Source organism: Pseudomonas sp. R3-57, from assembly GCF_051132065.1.
Taxonomy (GTDB): Bacteria; Pseudomonadota; Gammaproteobacteria; order Pseudomonadales; family Pseudomonadaceae; genus Aquipseudomonas.
The window spans coordinates 1,071,718-1,091,353 of sequence record NZ_CP071655.1 but is presented as its reverse complement, the minus strand read 5'-3'; the positions used below and the strand labels follow the sequence as shown (position 1 = coordinate 1,091,353).

At 61.1% G+C, this 19,636-nt stretch carries 21 protein-coding genes; 15 read left to right on the top strand and 6 right to left on the bottom strand.

What is annotated here, in order from left to right:
- Positions 1–629: 629 nt before the first annotated feature.
- Complete coding sequence (mqo, locus tag J3P93_RS05105) at positions 630–2,138, top strand: malate dehydrogenase (quinone) (RefSeq protein WP_434595601.1); 1,509 nt, start codon at positions 630–632, stop codon at positions 2,136–2,138.
- A 79-nt stretch (positions 2,139–2,217) separates the two neighbouring features.
- Here mqo and J3P93_RS05100 read toward each other — a convergent pair whose 3' ends face one another.
- From J3P93_RS05100 to J3P93_RS05090, 3 genes are all read right to left on the bottom strand, one after another.
- Complete coding sequence (locus J3P93_RS05100; protein WP_434595599.1) at positions 2,218–2,505, bottom strand: PA4642 family protein; 288 nt, start codon at positions 2,503–2,505, stop codon at positions 2,218–2,220.
- A 63-nt stretch (positions 2,506–2,568) separates the two neighbouring features.
- Positions 2,569–3,048, bottom strand: a complete 480-nt coding sequence (locus J3P93_RS05095) for a hypothetical protein (protein WP_434595597.1) — start codon at positions 3,046–3,048, stop codon at positions 2,569–2,571.
- A gap of 184 nt (positions 3,049–3,232) precedes the next feature.
- Positions 3,233–3,790 (bottom strand): hypoxanthine-guanine phosphoribosyltransferase, encoded by a 558-nt coding sequence (locus tag J3P93_RS05090; RefSeq protein WP_090286198.1) that lies wholly within the window; start codon positions 3,788–3,790, stop codon positions 3,233–3,235.
- 164 nt (positions 3,791–3,954) lie between these two features.
- On the opposite strand from J3P93_RS05090, the gene upp reads away from it, so the two are divergent.
- Both upp and J3P93_RS05080 read left to right on the top strand, forming a co-directional pair.
- Positions 3,955–4,593, top strand: coding sequence for a uracil phosphoribosyltransferase (upp, locus tag J3P93_RS05085; protein ID WP_090286199.1), 639 nt, complete (start codon positions 3,955–3,957; stop codon positions 4,591–4,593).
- Positions 4,594–4,595: 2 nt separating this feature from the next.
- Entirely contained in the window at positions 4,596–5,870 is a 1,275-nt protein-coding gene (locus tag J3P93_RS05080; protein WP_434595595.1) for a uracil-xanthine permease family protein, read from the top strand.
- Between the two features lie 136 nt (positions 5,871–6,006).
- Here J3P93_RS05080 and hemH read toward each other — a convergent pair whose 3' ends face one another.
- Both hemH and J3P93_RS05070 read right to left on the bottom strand, forming a co-directional pair.
- Complete coding sequence (hemH, locus tag J3P93_RS05075) at positions 6,007–7,032, bottom strand: ferrochelatase (protein WP_434595593.1); 1,026 nt, start codon at positions 7,030–7,032, stop codon at positions 6,007–6,009.
- A gap of 13 nt (positions 7,033–7,045) precedes the next feature.
- Complete coding sequence (locus J3P93_RS05070; protein WP_434595591.1) at positions 7,046–7,948, bottom strand: TIGR01777 family oxidoreductase; 903 nt, start codon at positions 7,946–7,948, stop codon at positions 7,046–7,048.
- A gap of 197 nt (positions 7,949–8,145) precedes the next feature.
- On the opposite strand from J3P93_RS05070, the gene J3P93_RS05065 reads away from it, so the two are divergent.
- Together J3P93_RS05065 and J3P93_RS05060 are read left to right on the top strand one after the other, a co-directional pair.
- On the top strand, positions 8,146–9,132 hold the full coding sequence (locus tag J3P93_RS05065) for an NAD(P)/FAD-dependent oxidoreductase (protein ID WP_206416601.1): 987 nt from the start codon (positions 8,146–8,148) through the stop codon (positions 9,130–9,132).
- Positions 9,129–9,344, top strand: a complete 216-nt coding sequence (locus J3P93_RS05060; RefSeq protein WP_434595589.1) for a TIGR02450 family Trp-rich protein — start codon at positions 9,129–9,131, stop codon at positions 9,342–9,344. The genes J3P93_RS05065 and J3P93_RS05060 overlap by 4 nt, the downstream gene beginning before the upstream one ends.
- A gap of 1,289 nt (positions 9,345–10,633) precedes the next feature.
- Here the strand turns inward: J3P93_RS05060 and J3P93_RS05055 are convergent.
- The gene (locus tag J3P93_RS05055) at positions 10,634–10,768 is read right to left on the bottom strand and encodes a hypothetical protein (protein ID WP_434595587.1); all 135 of its coding nucleotides are present in this window, start codon (positions 10,766–10,768) and stop codon (positions 10,634–10,636) included.
- A gap of 70 nt (positions 10,769–10,838) precedes the next feature.
- On the opposite strand from J3P93_RS05055, the gene J3P93_RS05050 reads away from it, so the two are divergent.
- Genes J3P93_RS05050 through J3P93_RS05005 form a run of 10 tightly spaced genes read left to right on the top strand, consistent with a single transcriptional unit; the run spans position 10,839 to position 19,553 of the window.
- Positions 10,839–11,801, top strand: a complete 963-nt coding sequence (locus J3P93_RS05050) for a YbgA family protein (protein WP_434595585.1) — start codon at positions 10,839–10,841, stop codon at positions 11,799–11,801.
- Entirely contained in the window at positions 11,801–12,742 is a 942-nt protein-coding gene (locus tag J3P93_RS05045; RefSeq protein WP_434595583.1) for a MerR family transcriptional regulator, read from the top strand. The genes J3P93_RS05050 and J3P93_RS05045 overlap by 1 nt, the downstream gene beginning before the upstream one ends.
- A gap of 21 nt (positions 12,743–12,763) precedes the next feature.
- Positions 12,764–14,209 (top strand): deoxyribodipyrimidine photo-lyase, encoded by a 1,446-nt coding sequence (phrB, locus tag J3P93_RS05040; RefSeq protein WP_434598291.1) that lies wholly within the window; start codon positions 12,764–12,766, stop codon positions 14,207–14,209.
- Positions 14,202–14,624: a nuclear transport factor 2 family protein gene (locus J3P93_RS05035; RefSeq protein ID WP_434595581.1), complete on the top strand. Its 423-nt coding sequence runs from the start codon at positions 14,202–14,204 to the stop codon at positions 14,622–14,624. Before phrB ends, J3P93_RS05035 begins: the two co-directional genes overlap by 8 nt.
- Positions 14,621–15,403, top strand: a complete 783-nt coding sequence (locus J3P93_RS05030; protein ID WP_434595579.1) for an SDR family NAD(P)-dependent oxidoreductase — start codon at positions 14,621–14,623, stop codon at positions 15,401–15,403. The genes J3P93_RS05035 and J3P93_RS05030 overlap by 4 nt, the downstream gene beginning before the upstream one ends.
- Positions 15,400–16,647, top strand: a complete 1,248-nt coding sequence (locus J3P93_RS05025) for an NAD(P)/FAD-dependent oxidoreductase (RefSeq protein WP_434595577.1) — start codon at positions 15,400–15,402, stop codon at positions 16,645–16,647. The genes J3P93_RS05030 and J3P93_RS05025 overlap by 4 nt, the downstream gene beginning before the upstream one ends.
- The gene (locus J3P93_RS05020) at positions 16,644–17,459 is read left to right on the top strand and encodes a DUF1365 domain-containing protein (protein WP_336355437.1); all 816 of its coding nucleotides are present in this window, start codon (positions 16,644–16,646) and stop codon (positions 17,457–17,459) included. The genes J3P93_RS05025 and J3P93_RS05020 overlap by 4 nt, the downstream gene beginning before the upstream one ends.
- Positions 17,446–18,711, top strand: a complete 1,266-nt coding sequence (locus J3P93_RS05015; RefSeq protein ID WP_434595575.1) for a class I SAM-dependent methyltransferase — start codon at positions 17,446–17,448, stop codon at positions 18,709–18,711. Before J3P93_RS05020 ends, J3P93_RS05015 begins: the two co-directional genes overlap by 14 nt.
- Positions 18,704–19,195 carry a DUF2878 domain-containing protein gene (locus tag J3P93_RS05010; protein WP_434595573.1) on the top strand — a complete coding sequence of 164 codons (492 nt, stop codon included), beginning with the start codon at positions 18,704–18,706 and terminating at the stop codon, positions 19,193–19,195. The genes J3P93_RS05015 and J3P93_RS05010 overlap by 8 nt, the downstream gene beginning before the upstream one ends.
- A 52-nt stretch (positions 19,196–19,247) precedes the next feature.
- Entirely contained in the window at positions 19,248–19,553 is a 306-nt protein-coding gene (locus J3P93_RS05005) for a YkgJ family cysteine cluster protein (RefSeq protein WP_434595571.1), read from the top strand.
- Positions 19,554–19,636: the final 83 nt, after the last annotated feature.

The window sequence follows — 19,636 nt, the reverse complement described above, 5'->3', positions numbered from 1 at the left end:
ACGTCTCCTGATCGGGCCCCGCAACAGCGTCAATGCACGTGCATCGACACCAAAAATCGCCCACAGAGAGCCGCCCACACAGATCGAGTGAAGTTGGCGCGCTTGCCTGTTCTTCCGGCAAAAGCCCGCTTTTCGCGAATCTGCAGAGCTGTCATGACGCTCGGCCACCACGTGTTTTTGCCCTTGCGGGCAGGTGCCAGGCCAAGGCAGCCCTTTTTTGAGGTTCACGTCTTCAAAAGAGCGTGAAAAAAACGGGTTTTCACAACTTCACAAGAGTGTGGCGAGCAAATGAATAGTTTTGCGTCTGAACATGCACCATTAGCGTCTGAAACAGCCCAACGACACAGGACCGGGTATACCTCGAATACCGGAGCCTGAAGCCTGTCCGCTACGGATTTGGTTGCACAAAACGGATGTCTCGACCATAAGTCGAATTGCCAGCCTTGCGCACAAATGAGTTCATGGAACCCTTGAAGCCAGGCCGCACGCATCCGTCGAAGTTGCGAAAAATTGCGAAGATTCGGACATGGCAAACCTGACCACGGATAGCCCGGACACCACTGACCTGTCCCGGAACGCCTGGCAGCCATGCCGACAATTTGGTGCTGCAGATTTTGGAGACGCGTTAAATGGCGCATAACGAAGCAGTCGACGTAGTTCTGGTAGGGGCCGGCATCATGAGCGCCACCCTGGCCGTACTGCTCAAAGAGCTCGACCCCGCGATCAAGCTGGAAGTCGTCGAGCTGATGGATTCCGGTGCCGCCGAGAGTTCCAACCCCTGGAACAACGCCGGTACCGGCCACGCGGGTCTGTGTGAACTCAATTACACGCCGCAGGCTGCCGATGGCAGCGTCGACATCAAGAAAGCCGTGCACATCAACACCCAGTTCGAGGTGTCGAAGCAGTTCTGGTCGTACCTGACCAAGAAAGGCACCTTCGGCTCGTGCAAATCCTTCATCAGCCCGGTGCCGCACCTGAGCTTCGTTCAGGGCGACAGTGGTGTGTCGTTCCTCAAGGAACGTTTCAATGTCCTGAGCAAGCATCACGCCTTTGCCGACATGGAATACACCGAAGACAAAGGCAAGATGGCCGAATGGATGCCGCTGATGATGCCGGGCCGTTCGCCGGACGAAGTCCTCGCCGCGACCCGCGTGATGAACGGCACCGACGTCAACTTCGGCGCCCTGACCAATCAGTTGCTCAAGCACCTGACCAGCGCCCCGGACACCCAGGTCAAATACTGCAAGCGCGTCACCGGCCTGAAGCGTAACGGCAACGGCTGGACCGTAAGCATCAAGGACGTCAACAACGGCAACACCCGCGAAGTCGACGCCAGGTTCGTCTTCCTCGGTGCTGGCGGTGCGGCGTTGCCATTGCTGCAAGCCTCGGGCATCGAAGAAAGCAAAGGCTTCGGCGGCTTCCCGATCAGCGGCCAGTGGCTGCGTTGCGACAACCCGGAAGTGGTCAAGCAGCATCAGGCCAAGGTCTACAGCCAGGCAGCTGTGGGTTCGCCACCGATGTCGGTGCCGCATCTGGACACCCGCGTCGTCGACGGCAAGAAATCCCTGCTGTTCGGGCCATACGCCGGTTTCACCACCAAATTCCTCAAGCACGGCTCCTTCATGGACCTGCCGCTGTCGGTGCGTGCCGGCAACATCGGGCCGATGCTGGCGGTGGCGAAAAACAACATGGACCTGACCAAGTACCTGGTCAGCGAAGTGATGCAATCGATGGAGCAGCGCCTGGATTCCCTGCGCCGTTTCTACCCGCAGGCAAAAGCCGAAGACTGGCGCCTGGAAGTGGCCGGCCAACGGGTGCAGATCATCAAGAAAGACCCGAAAAAGGGCGGCATCCTGCAGTTTGGTACCGAGCTGGTCGCCGCGAAGGACGGCTCGCTCGCCGCCCTGCTCGGCGCTTCGCCAGGCGCGTCGGTGACCGTTTCGATCATGCTGGAACTGATCGAGAAGTGCTTCGCGGACAAAGCCAAGGGCGAATGGGCCGGCAAACTGGCCGAGATTTTCCCGGCCCGTGAGAAAGTCCTGGAAACCGATGCTGCGCTGTATCGCAAGATCAACACGCAGAACAACATCGCGCTGGAACTGGTAGAAGAAAACAGCGAGACGCCAAGCTACGCTTGATCTCGCGGCATAAAAAAAGCGCCCCGTACTCAATGAGTGCGGGGCGTTTTTTTATGCCTTGGCAAATGTATCGAATGCCTCAGCCGCGAGCCTTGTCGATCAACTCGATGTAGTCCGGGGCGTTGCGCTGATCGGCGATCAGCTCAACGAAGGTCTTGCCCTGCGCGTCCTTGCCATCAACGTCGTAACCGGCCGCGACGAAGAAGCCCAGAAAGCGCTCGAAGTCATCGATGCGCAGACCGCGATACGCCTTGATCAGTTTGTGCAGCGACGGCGAAGTGGCGTCGACCGGCTCAAAATCGAGGAACAGCTTGATCTGCTCATCGCCGATCTCGTCACCAATCACTTGTTTCTTATCTTTACGCATTGCCGACTCCAGCTCGCAGACATGACACGGGGCGGGCAGTTTACCCCTGCCCGGCCGCCCTGCTCAACGCGATCGCACTGCACCGGTGTGCAAATCGGCCCAGATGTGGCCGTTGGCGTAACTGAGGAACTGCACATACACGGTGTCGTTGCGCAGCAAATCCATCACCACGCGGTATTGAGCGAGCGGATAAAACAGCGTCAGGGTTTTGCTCTTGTCGTCGTAAGCGGGTTTTTTCAGGCTTTTGCTTTCGCCGTCAAAACTCACCAATACCTGATTGATGGTTGCGCCCTTGTTCAGCGACTTGCCCTTGAGGCGGATCAACAACGAGGAGGTGACCGGAATCGGCTGCTGGTTGGATTGGCGCTGTGCACCGACCACCACCGAGTACTCGCTGACCTGCATCAGCTGTTGCTGCTCGGGCTCGGCATCGCGCACGGTCAGATCGTCGGGCGGCAGGAATTGACTGTGCATCGGCGCGGCGGACAACGGCAGGCTGAGGGACAGCAACAGCGCGGCAAGGCTGCGGGACAAGAGGCGCATGACAGGCTCCGGAGGGGCGGGGCCGAGCACTCTAGCATGGGTGTACGAAATAGAATCAGCATACAAAAATCCCTGTGGGAGCGTGGCTTGCCCGCGATAGCGTCAGCACATCCAACATCAATGTGTCAGACATTCCGCCATCGCGGGCAAGCCCGCTCCCACAGGGATTGGGGGATGCTAGGGATTACATGCCTTTAACGGCGTAGATCCCGTTGGCGTTGCGCCAGTAACCCTTGTAGTCCATGCCGTAACCGAAGATGTAGCGGTCGATGCACGGCAGGCCGACGAAATCGGCTTTCAGGTCAGGACGCGCCTTGCGGTCGTGGTCCTTGTCGATCAGCACGGCGGTGTGCACTTTGCGCGCGCCGGCGTGTTTGCAGAAGTCGATGATCGCGCCCAGGGTGTGACCTTCGTCGAGGATGTCGTCGATGATCAGCACGTCGCGGTCGATGAACGAGACTTCCGGCTTGGCTTTCCAGAACAGGTCGCCGCCGCTGGTTTCATTGCGATAACGGGTCGCATGCAGGTAGGACGCTTCCAGCGGGAACTGCAGATGCGTCAGCAGTTTGCCGGAGAAGATCAGGCCGCCGTTCATCACGCAGAACACCACCGGGTTGGTGTCCGCCAGTTGTTCGTTGATTTGTGCACCGACACGGGCGATGGCCGCCTCGACTTCAGCTTCGGTGTACAGGCAGTCAGCCTCTCGCATGACTTGACGGATATGCTCGAGATCAGCGGACATGGCGCTCTCCAGGGGGGCTTCGGATTCGGAAAAGCGGGCAAAGGTACGCATCCGCAACGGCTGAATCAAGCCTTTATGGACTAACGTACTGTATGTCCTATAGGACATCACCCTCGGATAGATTAATCTAGGCCGGTTTTTTTGCCCGCCGCCGGAGTTTTTCCATGCCCATTCTCGAGATCCGCCATCCGCTGATCCGCCATAAACTCGGCCTGATGCGCCGCGCTGACATCAGCACCAAGAATTTCCGTGAGCTCGCTCAGGAAGTCGGCGCCCTGTTGACCTACGAAGCTACCAAAGATTTGCCGCTCGAATCCTACGACATCGCCGGCTGGTGCGGCACCGTGTCGGTGGAAAAGATCGCCGGCAAGAAGATCACCGTGGTGCCGATCCTGCGCGCCGGCATCGGCATGCTCGAAGGCGTGCTCAGCCTGATTCCGGGTGCCAAGGTGTCCGCCGTGGGCGTTGCCCGCAACGAAGAAACCCTGCAAGCGCACACCTACCTGGAAAAACTGGTGCCGGAAATCGACGAACGTCTGGCGATGATCATTGACCCGATGCTCGCCACCGGCAGTTCCATGGTCGCGACCATCGACCTGCTGAAGAAGGCCGGTTGCCGCGACATTCGCGCCATGGTGCTGGTCGCCGCGCCAGAAGGCATCGCCGCCGTCGAAAAGGCGCACCCGGACGTGACCATCTACACCGCGTCCATCGATGAACGCTTGAACGAGCATGGCTACATCATTCCTGGGCTTGGCGACGCCGGTGACAAGATTTTCGGCACCAAGCAGAAGGACGCGTAAGCATGCAGCAAGAGTTCAACGATCCGCTCTGGCGCACGGTGCTGTCCGGCGCGCAGATGCTGTTCGTGGCGTTCGGCGCGCTGGTGCTGATGCCGCTGATCACGGGCCTGGACCCGAACGTGGCACTGTTTACCGCCGGTCTGGGCACGATCCTGTTCCAGATCGTCACCGGGCGTCAGGTGCCGGTGTTTCTCGCGTCGAGCTTCGCCTTCATTACCCCGATCATTCTCGCCAAGGGCCAGTTCGGCCTCGCCGCGACCATGGGCGGGGTGATGGCGGCCGGTTTCGTCTACACCTTCCTCGGCCTGGCCGTGAAGATCAAAGGCACCGGGTTCATTGACCGTCTGCTGCCGCCGGTGGTGATCGGTCCGGTGATCATCTCCATCGGCCTGGCCATGGCGCCGATTGCCGCGAACATGGCGATGGGCAAGGCTGGCGATGGTTCTGAACTGATTGACTACCAGACCGCGATGCTGATTTCGATGCCGGCGCTGCTGACCACATTGATCGTGGCGGTGTTCGGCAAAGGCATCTTCCGTCTGGTGCCGATCATTTCCGGCGTACTCGTCGGTTTTGCCATGGCGTTCTATTTCGGCGTGGTCGACACCGCGAAGATTGCGGCGGCGCCCTGGTTTGCCCTGCCACACTTCACCGCGCCGGAGTTCAACTGGCAGGCGATCCTGTTCATCGTTCCGGTGGCCCTGGCGCCCGCGATCGAGCACATCGGCGGGGTGATTGCGGTCGGCAGCGTGACCGGTCGCGATTATCTGAAAAAGCCTGGCCTGCATCGCACCCTGCTCGGTGACGGCATCGCCACCACCGCTGCCGGGCTGTTTGGCGGTCCGCCGAACACCACCTACGCCGAAGTGACCGGCGCGGTGATGCTGACGAAGAACTACAACCCGAAAATCATGACCTGGGCGGCGATCTTCGCCATCACCCTGGCGTTCATCGGCAAGTTCGGCGCGTTGCTGCAGAGCATTCCGGTGCCGGTGATGGGCGGGATTCTGTGCCTGTTGTTCGGTTCGATCGCTGCGGTGGGGATGAACACCCTGATCCGCCACAAGATCGACCTGGGCGAAGCACGCAATCTGGTGATCGTCTCGGTGACGCTGGTGTTTGGCATTGGCGGTGTGCTGGTCGGCACCGGCACCGGCCCTGACGACTTCGGTCTCAAAGGCATCGCGCTGTGCGCGGTGGTGGCGATTGCGCTGAACCTGATCCTGCCGGGCAATGACGGCTGGAAGCAGAAGAAAGCGGATGAGCCGCTGATCTAAACCTGTCCCATGATCGTTCCCACGCTCTGCGTGGGAATGCCTCTAGGGACGCTCCGCGTCCAGTGACGCGGAGCGTCACGGGCTGCGTTCCCACGCGGAGCGTGGGAACGATCATCCGGTCAGCCGGGCTCGATTATCAGAGGGCCAGCGGCGCGCGTTCGCAGAGCGTTGCCAAGGCCTTGGCCCATTGCGGGTCATCATTCAGGCAGGGCACCAGCACCAGCTCCTCGCCCCCCGCTTCGCGGAACTGCTCCTTGCCGCGATCGCCGATCTCTTCCAACGTTTCTATGCAGTCGGCAACGAACGCCGGGCACATCACCAAAATCTTTTTCGCGCCGCTTTTTGCCAGTTCGTCCAGCCGCGCTTCGGTGTACGGCTCGATCCACTTTGCCCGCCCCAGGCGCGACTGAAACGACACCGACCACTTGCCGTCCGCCAGGCCCATGCTTTTGGCGAACTCGGCGGCGGTGCGGAAACACTGCGCGCGGTAACAGGTCGCCAGCACCGCCGGCGACGCGGTCTGGCAGCAATCGGCGCCTTTCAAGCAATGATTGCCGCTCGGATCGAGCTTGGTCAGATGCCGCTCCGGCAAGCCGTGGAAGCTCAGCAGCAAGTGATCGAAATCCTGCTGCAAATGCGGGCGAGCGCTGGCTACCAGCGCATCGATGTATTCCGGCTGGTCGTAAAACGGCTGCAGGATCGACAGCTGCACATCGAGCTTGTGCTCGCGCAAAACGCGTCGGGCTTCTTCGATCACCGTGGTGGTGGTGCTGTCGGCGAACTGCGGATACAGCGGCGCCAGGGTGATCTTCTTGTGCCCGGCCTTCACCAGACGCAGCAGGCAGGTTTCAATCGACGGCTCGCCATAACGCATCGCCAGATCGACCGGGCCATGCTTCCAGGTTTGGGTCATTTGTTGTTGCAGACGCTGGCTGAGCACCACCAGCGGCGAACCCTCCTCCCACCAGATCGAAGCATAGGCATGCGCCGATTGCTCCGGGCGCTTGATCAGGATCAGCGACACCAGCAGCCGCCGCACCGGCCATGGCAGGTCGATGACGTACGGGTCCATCAGAAATTGATTGAGGTAGCGGCGCACATCGGCCACCGAGGTCGAGGCCGGGGAACCCAGGTTGACCAGAAGCAAGGCGTGATCGGTCATGCAACGTCCTATTTCAGAGGCGGCTGGAGAGATCGTCCAGAGCCGCGCGTAAATCCGTGAACTGGAAAGTGAAGCCCGCTTCCAGCAAGCGTACCGGCATGGCCTTTTGACCGCCGAGCAACAATAATGACATCTCGCCGAGGCCGACTTTCAGCGCCAGCGTCGGCATTGGCATGAACGCCGGGCGGTGTAACACGCTGCCCAGCGTCTGCGCGAATTCGCGATTGCGCACCGGTTTCGGTGCGCAGGCATTATAAGGACCACTGGTCTGCTCGCGGTGCAGAAGAAAATCAATCAGGGCGATTTGGTCGTTGATATGAATCCACGGCATCCACTGCCGCCCGTTGCCCAATGGCCCGCCCAGACACAGCTTGAACGGCAACAGCAGGCGCGACAAAAAGCCGCCCTCGGCCGACAGCACCAGACCGGTTCGCACCAGCACCACGCGCATACCCAGATTCTCCGCACGCAGGGCCGTTTCTTCCCAGGCGATGCACAACTGACTGGCGAAATCGTCAATCACCGGCGGCGACTCTTCCGTCAGCTCGCGCTCCCCGCCGTCGCCGTACCAGCCGATCGCCGAGCCGGAAATCAGAACCGCTGGTTTTTGCGTGCGCGTCTCAAGCCAGGTCAACAGGCTTTCGGTGAGCTTGATCCGGCTGCTCCACAGCAACGCCTTGCGCCGATGCGTCCAGGGCCGATCGGCAATCGGCGCGCCGGCCAGATTGACGATCGCGTCCAGCGGCTCCTCGCCGAGGTCTTCCAGGCGAGCGATGCCGCGCACCGACGCGCCACAGATCTTCGCCACCGTTTCGGGCTTGCGACTCCATACCGTCAGGCGATGGCCCTGCTCCAGCCAATGGCGGCAGAGCTGACGTCCGATCAAACCAGTACCGCCGGTCAGCAATATGTGCATGACATCTTCCTCGCATGGCATTTAACCCGGATCACTAGTCTATTTTTATAAGCAGGGATCTTTTCCATCGGGCGGGCTCTATTGTTTAACCATAGGCCAAGCTAACGAAACGAGAATGGCAGAAGTTATACCAAAAAACATAATTGTACAGGTTTCATCGACGGCGTAGTCTGTACAGAAAGGTAAACGAGGCCCCTATGACTGTACCTATCGCAATCATCGGCACCGGCATCGCCGGACTCTCCGCCGCCCAGGCTCTGACAGAGGCCGGGCACACCGTGCAACTCTTCGACAAAAGCCGCGGCAGCGGTGGACGCATGTCGAGCAAACGCAGCGACGCCGGTTCGCTGGATCTCGGCGCGCAGTACTTCACCGCCCGCGACCGTCGCTTCGTCACCGAAGTGCAGCGCTGGCAGAGCCAGGGCTGGGTCGCCGAGTGGGCGCCGCAGCTCTACTCGTATCAGGGCGGGCAACTGAACATGTCCCCGGACGAGCAGACCCGCTGGGTCGGCGCACCCCGCATGAGCGCCATCACCCGTGGCCTGCTCGACGGCCTGAACGCGCAGTTCGCCTGCCGCATCACCGAAGTGTTTCGTGGCGAACAACATTGGCATTTACAGGACGCCGAGGGCTTCACCCACGGTCCGTTCAGCCACGTCGTGATCGCCACACCGGCACCGCAAGCCACCGCCCTGCTTGCTGCCGCACCGAAACTCGCCGCAGCCGCCGCCGGGGTAAAAATGGACCCGACCTGGGCCGTCGCCCTGGCCTTCGAGACCCCACTGGACACCCCGATCGAAGGCTGCTTCGTGCAAGACAGCCCACTCGACTGGCTGGCCCGCAACCGCAGCAAACCCGGACGCGATACCACCCTCGACACCTGGGTGCTGCACGCCACCAGCGCCTGGAGCCGGCAACACATCGACCTGTCCAAGGAAGCGGTGATCGAACACCTGCACGGCGCCTTCGCCGAACTCCTGCACAGCGCCATGCCCGCGCCCACCTTCAGCCTCGCCCACCGCTGGCTCTACGCCCGCCCCGCCACCGGCCACGAATGGGGCACCCTCGCCGACGCCGACCTCGGCCTGTACGCCTGCGGCGACTGGTGCCTGTCCGGCCGCGTCGAAGGCGCCTGGCTCAGCGGCCAGGAAGCCGCCCGCCGCCTGCACGAACACCTGCAATGAACCGCCTCAACCCCAGCAAACTGCTGCTGTCGAAATGGACAGCAGCACAGCCACAACACCGCGAAAAACACTTCCTCGTCACCGAACTGTTCCGCGACGAAGAAGGCACCGTACTGGAAATCGAACTGCAGGCCGTGCTGACCAAGCGCAGTGAGCGGATGGAATGGCAAGTGCTGAAGAATGCCGAACGGTGGATTCTCGGCTGGAAATAAACCTGTGCGAGCTCGCGGGCGATGGACGATAACCCGCTCGTCCCGCAAATCAGCCCGGTAGCCACTTTCACGGACACAGCCAAAAGCCAACCCTCACCCTAGCCCTCTCCCGGAGGGAGAGGGAACAGATCGTGGTATTTGGCTGAGGTACGCCCGCCTCGGGTACCAAGTCGAATGCAGATTCTGAACGGCCCACAAATCGGCTCCCTCTCCCTCGGGAGAGGGCTGGGGTGAGGGGCGAATCCAACGCAAATCCCAAGCCAACCACCCGCCTCTAACCACTCAACAATGAGCGTTAGCTCGCGTGCTTTTGATCTTGCGTCACCGGCGACGTCGGAAGGCTGAGCGCAGGGATTGATCCGGGCGTGGGAGCGCAGCGACCGTACGACGAAGTCGTACACAGCGGAAGTAGGTGCAGCGCAGCAAACCGTAGCCGCTGCGCCCGGATCGATCCCGGAGCGAAGGGACCCGAGCCTGCGAGGGCCGCACGCAGGAGCAAGCGTTTTGGGTTACCTTTTTGGCGTTTGAAAAAGGTGACCCGCCGTCAGGGCGGAACCCTAAGCCGCCGTTACCGCAGCAACGGATATGTACCCAAAACTCACCGCCTGAAAGAAAGCCATCGCTTGCAGGCAAGCTCCCACATCTGATCGCATTCTTTCAGTTCGAACGCGCTCGACCTGCGCAAGACAGTCCGCTCGCGATGAACTAGAGGTCCTTCAGATCAGGCCTGGCCATTCTCCCGGGGCAAAGCAAAAGCCAACCCTCACCCTAGCCCTCCCGAAACGTCGGACCGCCCGTAGGGGAGGGGACTGACCGTGGTGGATGGGAGAAATACGCCGACATGAAATATCAAGTTGAACTCAGACTTTGAAATGCCCACAAATCGGCTCCCTCTCCCTCGGGAGAGGGCTGGGGTGAGGGGTAAAGCCACCACAAATCCCAAGCGAACCGCTCTGCTCTTCACCACTCAACAATGAGCGCAAGCTCGCGTGCTTTTGATCTTGCTTTTGACACACCGGCGACGTCGGAAGGCTGAGCGCAGGGATTGATCCGGGCGTGGGAGCGCAGCGACCGTACGACGAAGTCGTACACAGCGGAAGTAGGTGCAGCGCAGCAAACCGTAGCCGCTGCGCCCGGATCGATCCCGGAGCGAAGGGACCCGAGCCTGCGAGGGCCGTACGTAGGAGCAAGCGTTTTGGGTTACCTTTTTGGCGTTTGAAAAAGGTGACCCGCCGTCAGGGCGGAACCCTAAGCCGCCGTTACCGCAGCAACGGATATGTACCCAAAACTCACCGCCTGAAAGAAAGCCATCGCTTGCAGGCAAGCTCCCACAGAAAAGCCACCACCACCACCACCACCACCACCACCACCACCACCACCGTTTCAACCGCAAAAATCTTGTACAAAGTATTTGACTTGTACACCAACCTATCTATGCTGACAAAAAGTTGTACAGACAAAACCCACTGTACAGGTATAGATCGCGAGGTGCCCATGTCCGCTACCCCCACGTCCAAGCCAAAAATCGCCATCAGCGCCTGCCTGCTCGGCGCCGAAGTGCGCTACAACGGCGGACACAAGGAATCGCGCCTGTGCAGCCGCACCCTCACCGAGTATTTCGACTTCACCCCGCTGTGCCCCGAAGTCGCCATCGGCATGGGCATCCCCCGCGAACCGATCCGCCTGGTCGGCGACCCCGACCACCCACAAGCCGTCGGCACGGTAAACCCGGCGATCAACGTCACCGCCCCGCTGGCTGAATACGGCAAGCAGATGGCCGCCGAACTCAACGACCTCTGCGGCTACATTTTCATGCAGCAATCACCCTCCTGCGGCCTCGAGCGCGTCAAGGTCTACCACGCCAACGGCGCCCCGGTGAACGGCGGCGGTCGCGGCATTTACGCCCAGGCCTTCTGCGCAGAGCATCCCGACCTGCCTGTAGAAGAAGCCGGACGCCTGAACGACCCGGTCCTGCGCGAAAACTTCATCACCCGCGTACTCGCCTACAGCGCCTGGCAGCAAGTGCTTGCACAAGGCCTGAGCCGCCGCGTCCTGACCGAATTCCACTCGCGTTACAAATACCTGCTGATGGCGCACAACCCGCTGCAATACAAAGCCCTCGGCAAACTGCTGGGCAACATGGCCGACAGCGATCCGGCCGAACTCGGCCCGCGCTATTTCAGCGAGCTGATGGCCGCCCTGAAGAAATGCGCAACCCGTGGCACCCATTGCAACGTCTTGCTGCACATCAGCGGTTATTTGAAACAATCGCTGAGCGCCGAAGACAAAAAAGAAATGCAGCACGTCATTGGCCAGTACCGCCAGGGCATCGTGCCGCTGGTGGTGCCGCTGACCCTGCTCAAGCATCACTTTCGCCTCCATCCGGATCCGTACATTGCGCAGCAGGTTTACCTGCAACCGCACCCGGAAAACCTCAGTCTGCGAAACGCTATCTAATGAACGATAAAACCGACAGCAGCGCCCAGGAAGATCTCGGCGCCGACTTCAAAAAGGCCCTCGACGAGGGCTGGTTGCCGATTCGCGAAGTCGCACGGCAGACCGGCGTCAACGCGATCACCCTGCGTGCCTGGGAGCGTCGTTACGGGCTGGTCGTGCCGCAGCGCACGCCCAAGGGCCATCGCCTGTATTCAGCTGAACATGTGCAGCGAATTCTGGCGATCCTCACCTGGCTCAACCGCGGCGTCGCGGTCAGTCAGGTCAAGCCGTTGCTGGACACGCCGCAGGCGTTCAGCGAAACGGTGGAGAACGACTGGCAGCGATTGCACCAGACGCTGATGACCGCAGTCACCCAACTCAACGAGCGCTTGCTCGACGACAGCGTCAATCAAGCCATGGCGCTGTACCCGCCACGCACCCTGTGCGAGCAGTTGCTGATGCCGCTGCTGACAGAACTGGAGCAGCGCTGGCAGGGCCAGTTCGGCGCGCAGATGGAGCGGGTGTTCTTCTATTCCTGGCTGCGCAGCAAGTTCGGCACCCGCATCTACCACAACAACCGCCAGTTCCACGGCGCGCCGTTGCTGTTGATCAACCATTCCGACCTGCCACTGGAACCGCATCTGTGGCTGTGCGCGTGGCTGATCAGCAGTGCCGATTGCCCGGTGCAAGTGTTCGACTGGCCACTGCCCGCCGCCGAGTTGGCGCTGGCGGTGGAACATCTGCAGGCGCGCGGCGTGCTGCTGTATTCCAGCAAAGCCATGAACCTTGGGCAGTTACCGAAGCTGCTCAATGGCATCAACTGCCCGAAAATGATCGCCGGACCAACGGTATGCATCCACCACACAGAGTTATCCGTAAAAGCCTCCGAGATGGCTGATGTGCTCCTGGCAGAAGATGTGCTTCTGGCCCACCAGGCACTGGTTCAGCGTGGATTGATCTAAATGGACGCGGTGAGTTCCGACATGCAATTGATCTGGCTGCGCTGCGACTTGCGCCTACATGACAACACCGCCCTGGCCGCCGCCGCTGCGCGCGGGCCGACGGTGGCCGTGTACCTGCTGAGCCCGCAGCAATGGCAGGAACATGACGATGCGCCGTGCAAGGTCGATTTCTGGTTGCGCAACCTCACCGTCCTGAGCCAAAGCCTCGCCGCGCTGAACATTCCTCTGCTGATTCGCACCGCGACGCATTGGGATCAGGCACCCGCGCAACTGCTGAAACTGTGCAAGGAGCTAGGAATTCAGGCAGTCCACGTCAACGAGGAATACGGCGTCCATGAAAGTCGCCGCGATGCCGCCGTGAACCAAACGCTGCAAGCCGCGGGCATCGAATTCCATAGCTACCTCGATCAGTTGCTGTTCAAACCCGGCACCGTGCTGACCAAGACCGAGACGTACTTTCAGGTGTTCAGCCAGTTTCGCAAGGTCTGTTACGAACGCCTGCACCACTCGTTGCCGGCGCTGGTCAAGGCACCCGGCAAACAAGCCGCGCTGCACATCAGCAGCGATCCGATTCCCGCATCGATCAACGGTTTCGCCACCCCGAGCCAAACCCTGCAAGCGCTGTGGCCGGCCGGTGAAGACGAAGCCCGCCGCCGTCTCGACAGCTTCGCCGACGCGCAAATCGACTATTACCAGAGCGAGCGTGACTTCCCGGCGAAACCCGGCACCAGCCAGCTCTCAGCTTATCTGGCGGCCGGGGTGATCTCCCCGCGTCAGTGCCTGCATGCCGCGCTGCACAGCAATCAGGGCGAATTCGAAAGCGGCAAGGTCGGCGCGGTCACCTGGATCAATGAGCTGCTCTGGCGCGAATTCTACAAACACATTCTGGTTGGTTATCCGCGGGTCTCGCGCCATCGCGCGTTTCGCCCGGAAACCGAAGCACTGGCCTGGCGTGACGCGCCGGCCGAACTGGCCGCCTGGCAAGAGGCGCGCACCGGCCTGCCGATCATCGACGCGGCGATGCGCCAATTGCTTGAAACCGGCTGGATGCACAATCGTCTGCGCATGGTCGTGGCGATGTTCCTGACCAAGAACCTGCTGATCGACTGGCGCGAAGGCGAGCGCTTTTTCATGCGTCATCTGATCGATGGCGATCTGGCGGCGAACAACGGTGGCTGGCAGTGGAGTTCATCGACCGGCACCGATTCGGCACCGTACTTCCGCATTTTCAATCCGCTGAGCCAGTCGGAAAAATTCGACAGCGAAGGCTTGTTCATCAAGCACTGGCTGCCGGAGCTGGCCGGTCTGAACAAAAAAGACGTGCACAACCCGGCCAAACTCGGCGGCTTGTTCGGCGTGGCGGATTACCCGGCGCCGATCGTCAACCTCAGCACCTCGCGCGAGCGTGCCTTGGCCGCGTTCAAGAACCTGCCGTCGCGCCAGCCAGCCGGAGGCCGTGATGAGTGAATTCCTGTACCGCTTCGCCGGGCAATTTTCCACCTTGAACAAAGACAACCTGGAGCGCCTCGGCGAGCTGTACAGCCATGACATTCATTTCACCGACCCATTGCACGAAGTGCAGGGTTTGCAGCAATTGCGCGATTACTTCAACGAGCTGTACGCCAATGTCAGCGAACTGCGCTTCGATTTTCACGGTTACGACCAGATCGCTGAGGGCGAAGGCTACTTGCGTTGGGTCATGAGTTATCGCCACCCGCGTCTGGCGAGCGGGCAAGTGATTCGCGTCAGCGGCTGCTCGCATTTGCTGTGGCACGACAAGGTTTATCGCCATCGGGATTATTTCGATGCCGGGGCGCTGCTGTATGAGCATTTACCCGTATTGGGCCGGGTCATCGCCTGGCTAAAAAGGAGAATGGGATGAGTCGTACACCTCCACGGCGTTATTGGCTGACCGGTGCCAGCAGTGGCATCGGCGCGGCACTGGCTGAGGAAATTCTGAAAACCGGCGCGCACCTGGCGGTGAGCTCGCGGCAGACCGCGCCGCTGAAAGTCTTGTCGCAACGCTATCCGGGTCAAGTGCTGGTGGTGCCTGGCGACCTGACCAACAGCCAGACCGTGCGCGAGATCGGCGAGCAGATCGCCGAAGACTGGGGCTCGCTGGATTCGGTGATCCTCAACGCCGGAACCTGTGAGTATGTCGACGCGAAACAGTTCGACTCATCGATCATCGAGCACGTGGTGCGCACCAATCTGCTCGCCAGCAGCTACTGCATCGAAGCCGCCCTGCCCCTGCTGCGCAAAGGCACCGCGCCGCATCTGGTCGGCGTCGCCAGTTCGGTGACTTACCTGCCGCTGCCACGGGCCGAAGCCTATGGCGCGTCGAAGGCTGGCCTGCGCTACCTGTTTGAATCATTGCGCATTGATCTGGCCGACGAGGGCATCGAGGTCACCGTGGTCAGCCCCGGCTTCGTCGAAACGCCGCTGACCGCGAAAAACGATTTCCCCATGCCGCTGAGCTGGCCTGTGGATAAAGCCGCGCGGCACATCTTCGCCAAGCTCAAGGACCGGCCACTGGAGATCGCTTTTCCGGCGCTGTTCATGGCGGCGCTGTGGCCGCTGTCGAAGCTGCCGTCGCGTGTGCAACTGGCGATCGGCAAACGCATGGTGCGCAAATCCCCGCCATTGACGGACCCGACATGAAAATCGCCATTATCGGCAGCGGCATCGCCGGGCTGACCTGCGCCTACCTGCTCAATCGCCGCCACGACATCACGGTGTTCGAGGCCAGCGACTGGGTCGGCGGCCACACGCATACCGTGCCGGTCACGGTCGACGGGCGTGACTATGCGGTGGACACCGGTTTCATCGTGTTCAACGACTGGACCTACCCGAACTTCATCCGCTTGCTCGGGCAACTCGGGGTGGCGTTCAAACCGACCGAGATGAGCTTCTCGGTGAACGACCCCGATACCGGTCTGGAATACAACGGCAACAATCTCAACAGTCTTTTTGCCCAGCGCAGCAACCTGTTGTCGCCGGGGTTCTGGGGCATGTTGCGCGACATTCTGCGCTTCAACAAAGAAGCCCAGCGCGACCTGCTCGAACTGCGCATCGCCGCCGATACCACGCTGGACGAATACCTCAAGGCCGGCGGCTACGGAGAGCGTTTCATCCTGCATTACATCGTGCCGATGGGCTCGGCGATCTGGTCGATGTCGATGGCGGAAATGCTCAATTTCCCGCTGCAGTTCTTTGTGCGCTTTTTCAAGAATCATGGACTGCTGTCGGTCAGCGACCGTCCGCAATGGCAGGTCGTCGAGGGCGGTTCGAGCGCCTACATCGCGCCGCTGACCGCCTCGTTCAAGGAACGCATTCGCACCAACTGCGCGGTGACCCGCGTCGATCGCGACACCCACGGCGTGGTCACTCACAGCCCGGCCGGCATCGAACACTTCGACCGCGTGGTGTTTGCCTGCCACAGCGATCAGGCACTGAAACTGCTGGCGACACCCAGCGATGCCGAACGGGCAATCCTCGGCGCCCTGCCCTACGCCGAGAACGAAGTGGTGCTGCACACCGACACGCGCCTGCTGCCGACACGCAAACTGGCGTGGGCGAGCTGGAACTATCGGCTCAGCGGCGCCGGCCACACCCACGCCGCCGTCACCTACGACATGAACATTCTCCAGGGCATACAAAGCGACACCACGTTTTGCGTGAGCCTCAACCAGAGCGCCGGCATCAGCCCGGACAAGGTGCTTGCGCGCTACACCTACGCGCACCCTCAGTTCAGCCTGGCGGCTGTGGCAGCACAGGAACGCTGGGGCGAACTTGACGGCGCGCAGCACACGCATTATTGCGGCGCCTATTGGGCCAACGGTTTTCACGAGGACGGCGTGGTCAGCGGGTTGCGCGTGGCCGCCGCGTTCGGGGAAACCCTATGAACAGCGCCCTGTACAGCGGCTGGATCGGCCACCGGCGTTTCTCGCCGCGCCGCCATGAATTCCGCTATCGCATCGGCTTGCTGTATCTCGACCTGAGCGAGCAGGACGCCGTTCTAGCCCTGTCGCCGCTGGCCGGGCGCAGTCGCTTTGCGCCGTTTTCCTTCCGCGAGACCGACTACCTCAAGGCCTTCACCGGCCAGGGCATGCGCCTGATCGATGCGGTGCGCCAACAGGTCGGCGCGGCCATCGGCCATGAGCCGCAGGGTTCGATCTGCCTGCTGACCCAAGTGCGCAGCTGGGGGTTGTCGTTCAACCCGGTGAGTTTCTTTTACTGCCATGAGGCGGACGGGCAACTGGCGGCGATTGTCTGCGAAGTTACCAACACACCGTGGCGCGAGCGCTATCACTACGTGCTGCCGGCGCGCGCACCGCTGAGTCTGGGCGATTTTCATCAGCACTTCGCCGTGGCCAAGGCTTTTCATGTGTCGCCGTTTTTGCCGCGCGATCTCGAATACCGCATGAGCTTCAGCCCCGCCGCGCAAAACCTCGGCGTGCACATGGCCGACTGGCAGGGTGAGCAGAAACTGTTCGACGCCACGCTCAATCTGCAACGCGAACGCCTCGATCGCCACAGCCTGCACCGCTACCTGCGGCGCTTTCCGTGGATGACCGCAAAAACCGCTTTGGCCATTTATTGGCAGGCGCTGCGCCTGTTGCTCAAGCGTGCGCCGATTTTCTCCCACCAGACTGCCGACGGCAGCTTTCAAACCGCCACTGTGTCTCCCAAGGAGCACCGCCATGAAATCCTCTAGTCTGTCGGCCGGTTGGCTCAGCACCAACGGTTTGACCGGGTCGCTGTTGCGCCGTGGCGTCTTGCGCCAATTGAGCTTGCTTAAACACGGACAGCTGCTGGTGGTCGAGGATGGCGAACGCCTGTTGTTCGGCACTCCGGGCAGCACGCTGCTGGGGGAAATCCACGTCAACGATCCAGCACTCTGGGGCATGGTCGCCGGCAACGGTTCGATTGGCGCGGGCGAGGCATTCATTCACGGCTACTGGAGTTCGCCGGATCTGACCGCGGTGGTGCGCGTGTTCGTCAGCAACCTCGACGTGCTCGATGCAATGGAAGGGGGCCTGGCGCGTATCAGTCGGCCGTTGGTGCAAGGTTTGCACTGGCTCAACCGCAACACGCGCAAGGGTTCGCAGAAAAACATCGCCGCGCACTACGACCTGGGTAATGACCTGTTCGAACAATTTCTCGACCCGACCATGATGTACTCGGCCGGGCAATTCCTGAGTGCCGAGGACAGCCTCGAACAGGCGCAACTGAACAAACTGCAGCGCATCTGCCAGAAGCTTGCCCTGCAACCCGGCGATCACTTGCTGGAGATCGGCACCGGTTGGGGCAGCATGGCGCTTTACGCCGCGCAGCATTACGGCTGCCGCGTGACCACCACGACCCTGTCGAAAGAGCAGTACGCATTCACCGCGCAACGCATCGAACAACTGGGCCTGCAAGACCGCGTCACGCTGCTGTTGCAGGACTATCGCGACCTCACCGGGCAATACGACAAACTGGTGTCGATCGAGATGATCGAAGCGGTCGGCCATCGCTTCCTGCCGACCTACTTCAAGCAGTGCGCGCAGTTGCTCAAGAGCAACGGGCTGATGCTGATCCAGGCCATCACCATTCGTGAACAGCGCTACGAACAGGCGTGCCGCAATGTCGATTTCATCCAGCGCTACATCTTCCCTGGCGGCGCCTTGCCCAGCGTGCAGAAGATGCTCGATGTGGTCAGCCGCGACACCGACATGAACCTGTTGCACATGGAAGATTTCGGCCTGCATTACGCGCGCACCCTGCGTCTGTGGCACGAGAACTTTCGCCACGCCCATGGGCGTTTGACCGAGCTGGGCTACGACGATTATTTCCTGCGTTTGTGGGAGTTCTATCTGTGCTACTGCGAGGGTGGTTTCCTCGAGCGCGCGATTGGCACTGCGCAACTGCTGCTGGCGAAACCGGCGGCGATCACCGCGCCGCTGCTTGGGCGCTTCGATGCTTAAAAATGTCGCCAACGCCGTGCTGTTCCAGTTCGGCTGGCTGACCTGCGTGATCGGCGGCAACAGTCTGTGGTTGCTGCTGGCATTGGCGGTGCTGGTGATTCATCTGCGCTGGCTCAGCAGTTGGGCGGCCGAGGGGCGCCTGGTGCTCAGCGTGGTGATTGTCGGCACGGCGCTGGACAGTGTTTTGCGCGCGTTGGGCGTGTTCGAGTTCAGCGACGAATCGCCGCTGATTCCGCTGTGGCTGATGTTGCTCTGGGCATTGCTCGCGACAACGTTGCGCCATTGTCTGCAATGGAGTGCTCGGCCGTGGTGGCTGGCCAGCGCGCTGGGGGCCGTCGGCGGTGCACTGTCGTACTACGCAGGAGGGCGCCTGGCCGGAGTGCAATTTCCCTACGGCGAGTGGCCAACGCTGATCGGCATCGGTGTGCTGTGGGCGCTGGTGTTTCCGTTGCTGCACGCGATGGCCCGGCGCCTGGCGCAGTGAGCGTCTGTCAGCGCTTTCACACGCACAGCGGCCGCTGCCTTACACTGGCGCCATGAAAACCATCCCTCACCAACAAATCGCCGAACCGGCTGTCACTTGCTCGACCTGCGCAGCCTGCTGTTGCCAGCTCGAAGTGATGCTGATCACCGACACCGGTGTGCCTGAGCGTTTTATCGATACCGATGAATGGGGCGGCGAAGTGATGCTGCGTCTGGACGACGGCTGGTGCGCAGCGCTGGATCGCGACAGCATGATGTGCACGATCTACGAAAAACGCCCGCTGATCTGCCGCGAATTCGAAATGGGTGCACCGGAGTGCCTTGAGGAACGCAAAGGCATCAGCACTGCCTACCGCTGACTTTTCAAACACCACAAACCAATGTAGGAGTGAGCCTGCTCGCGATAGCGGTGTGTCAGTCAAAAATTGCTTGGCTGACACTC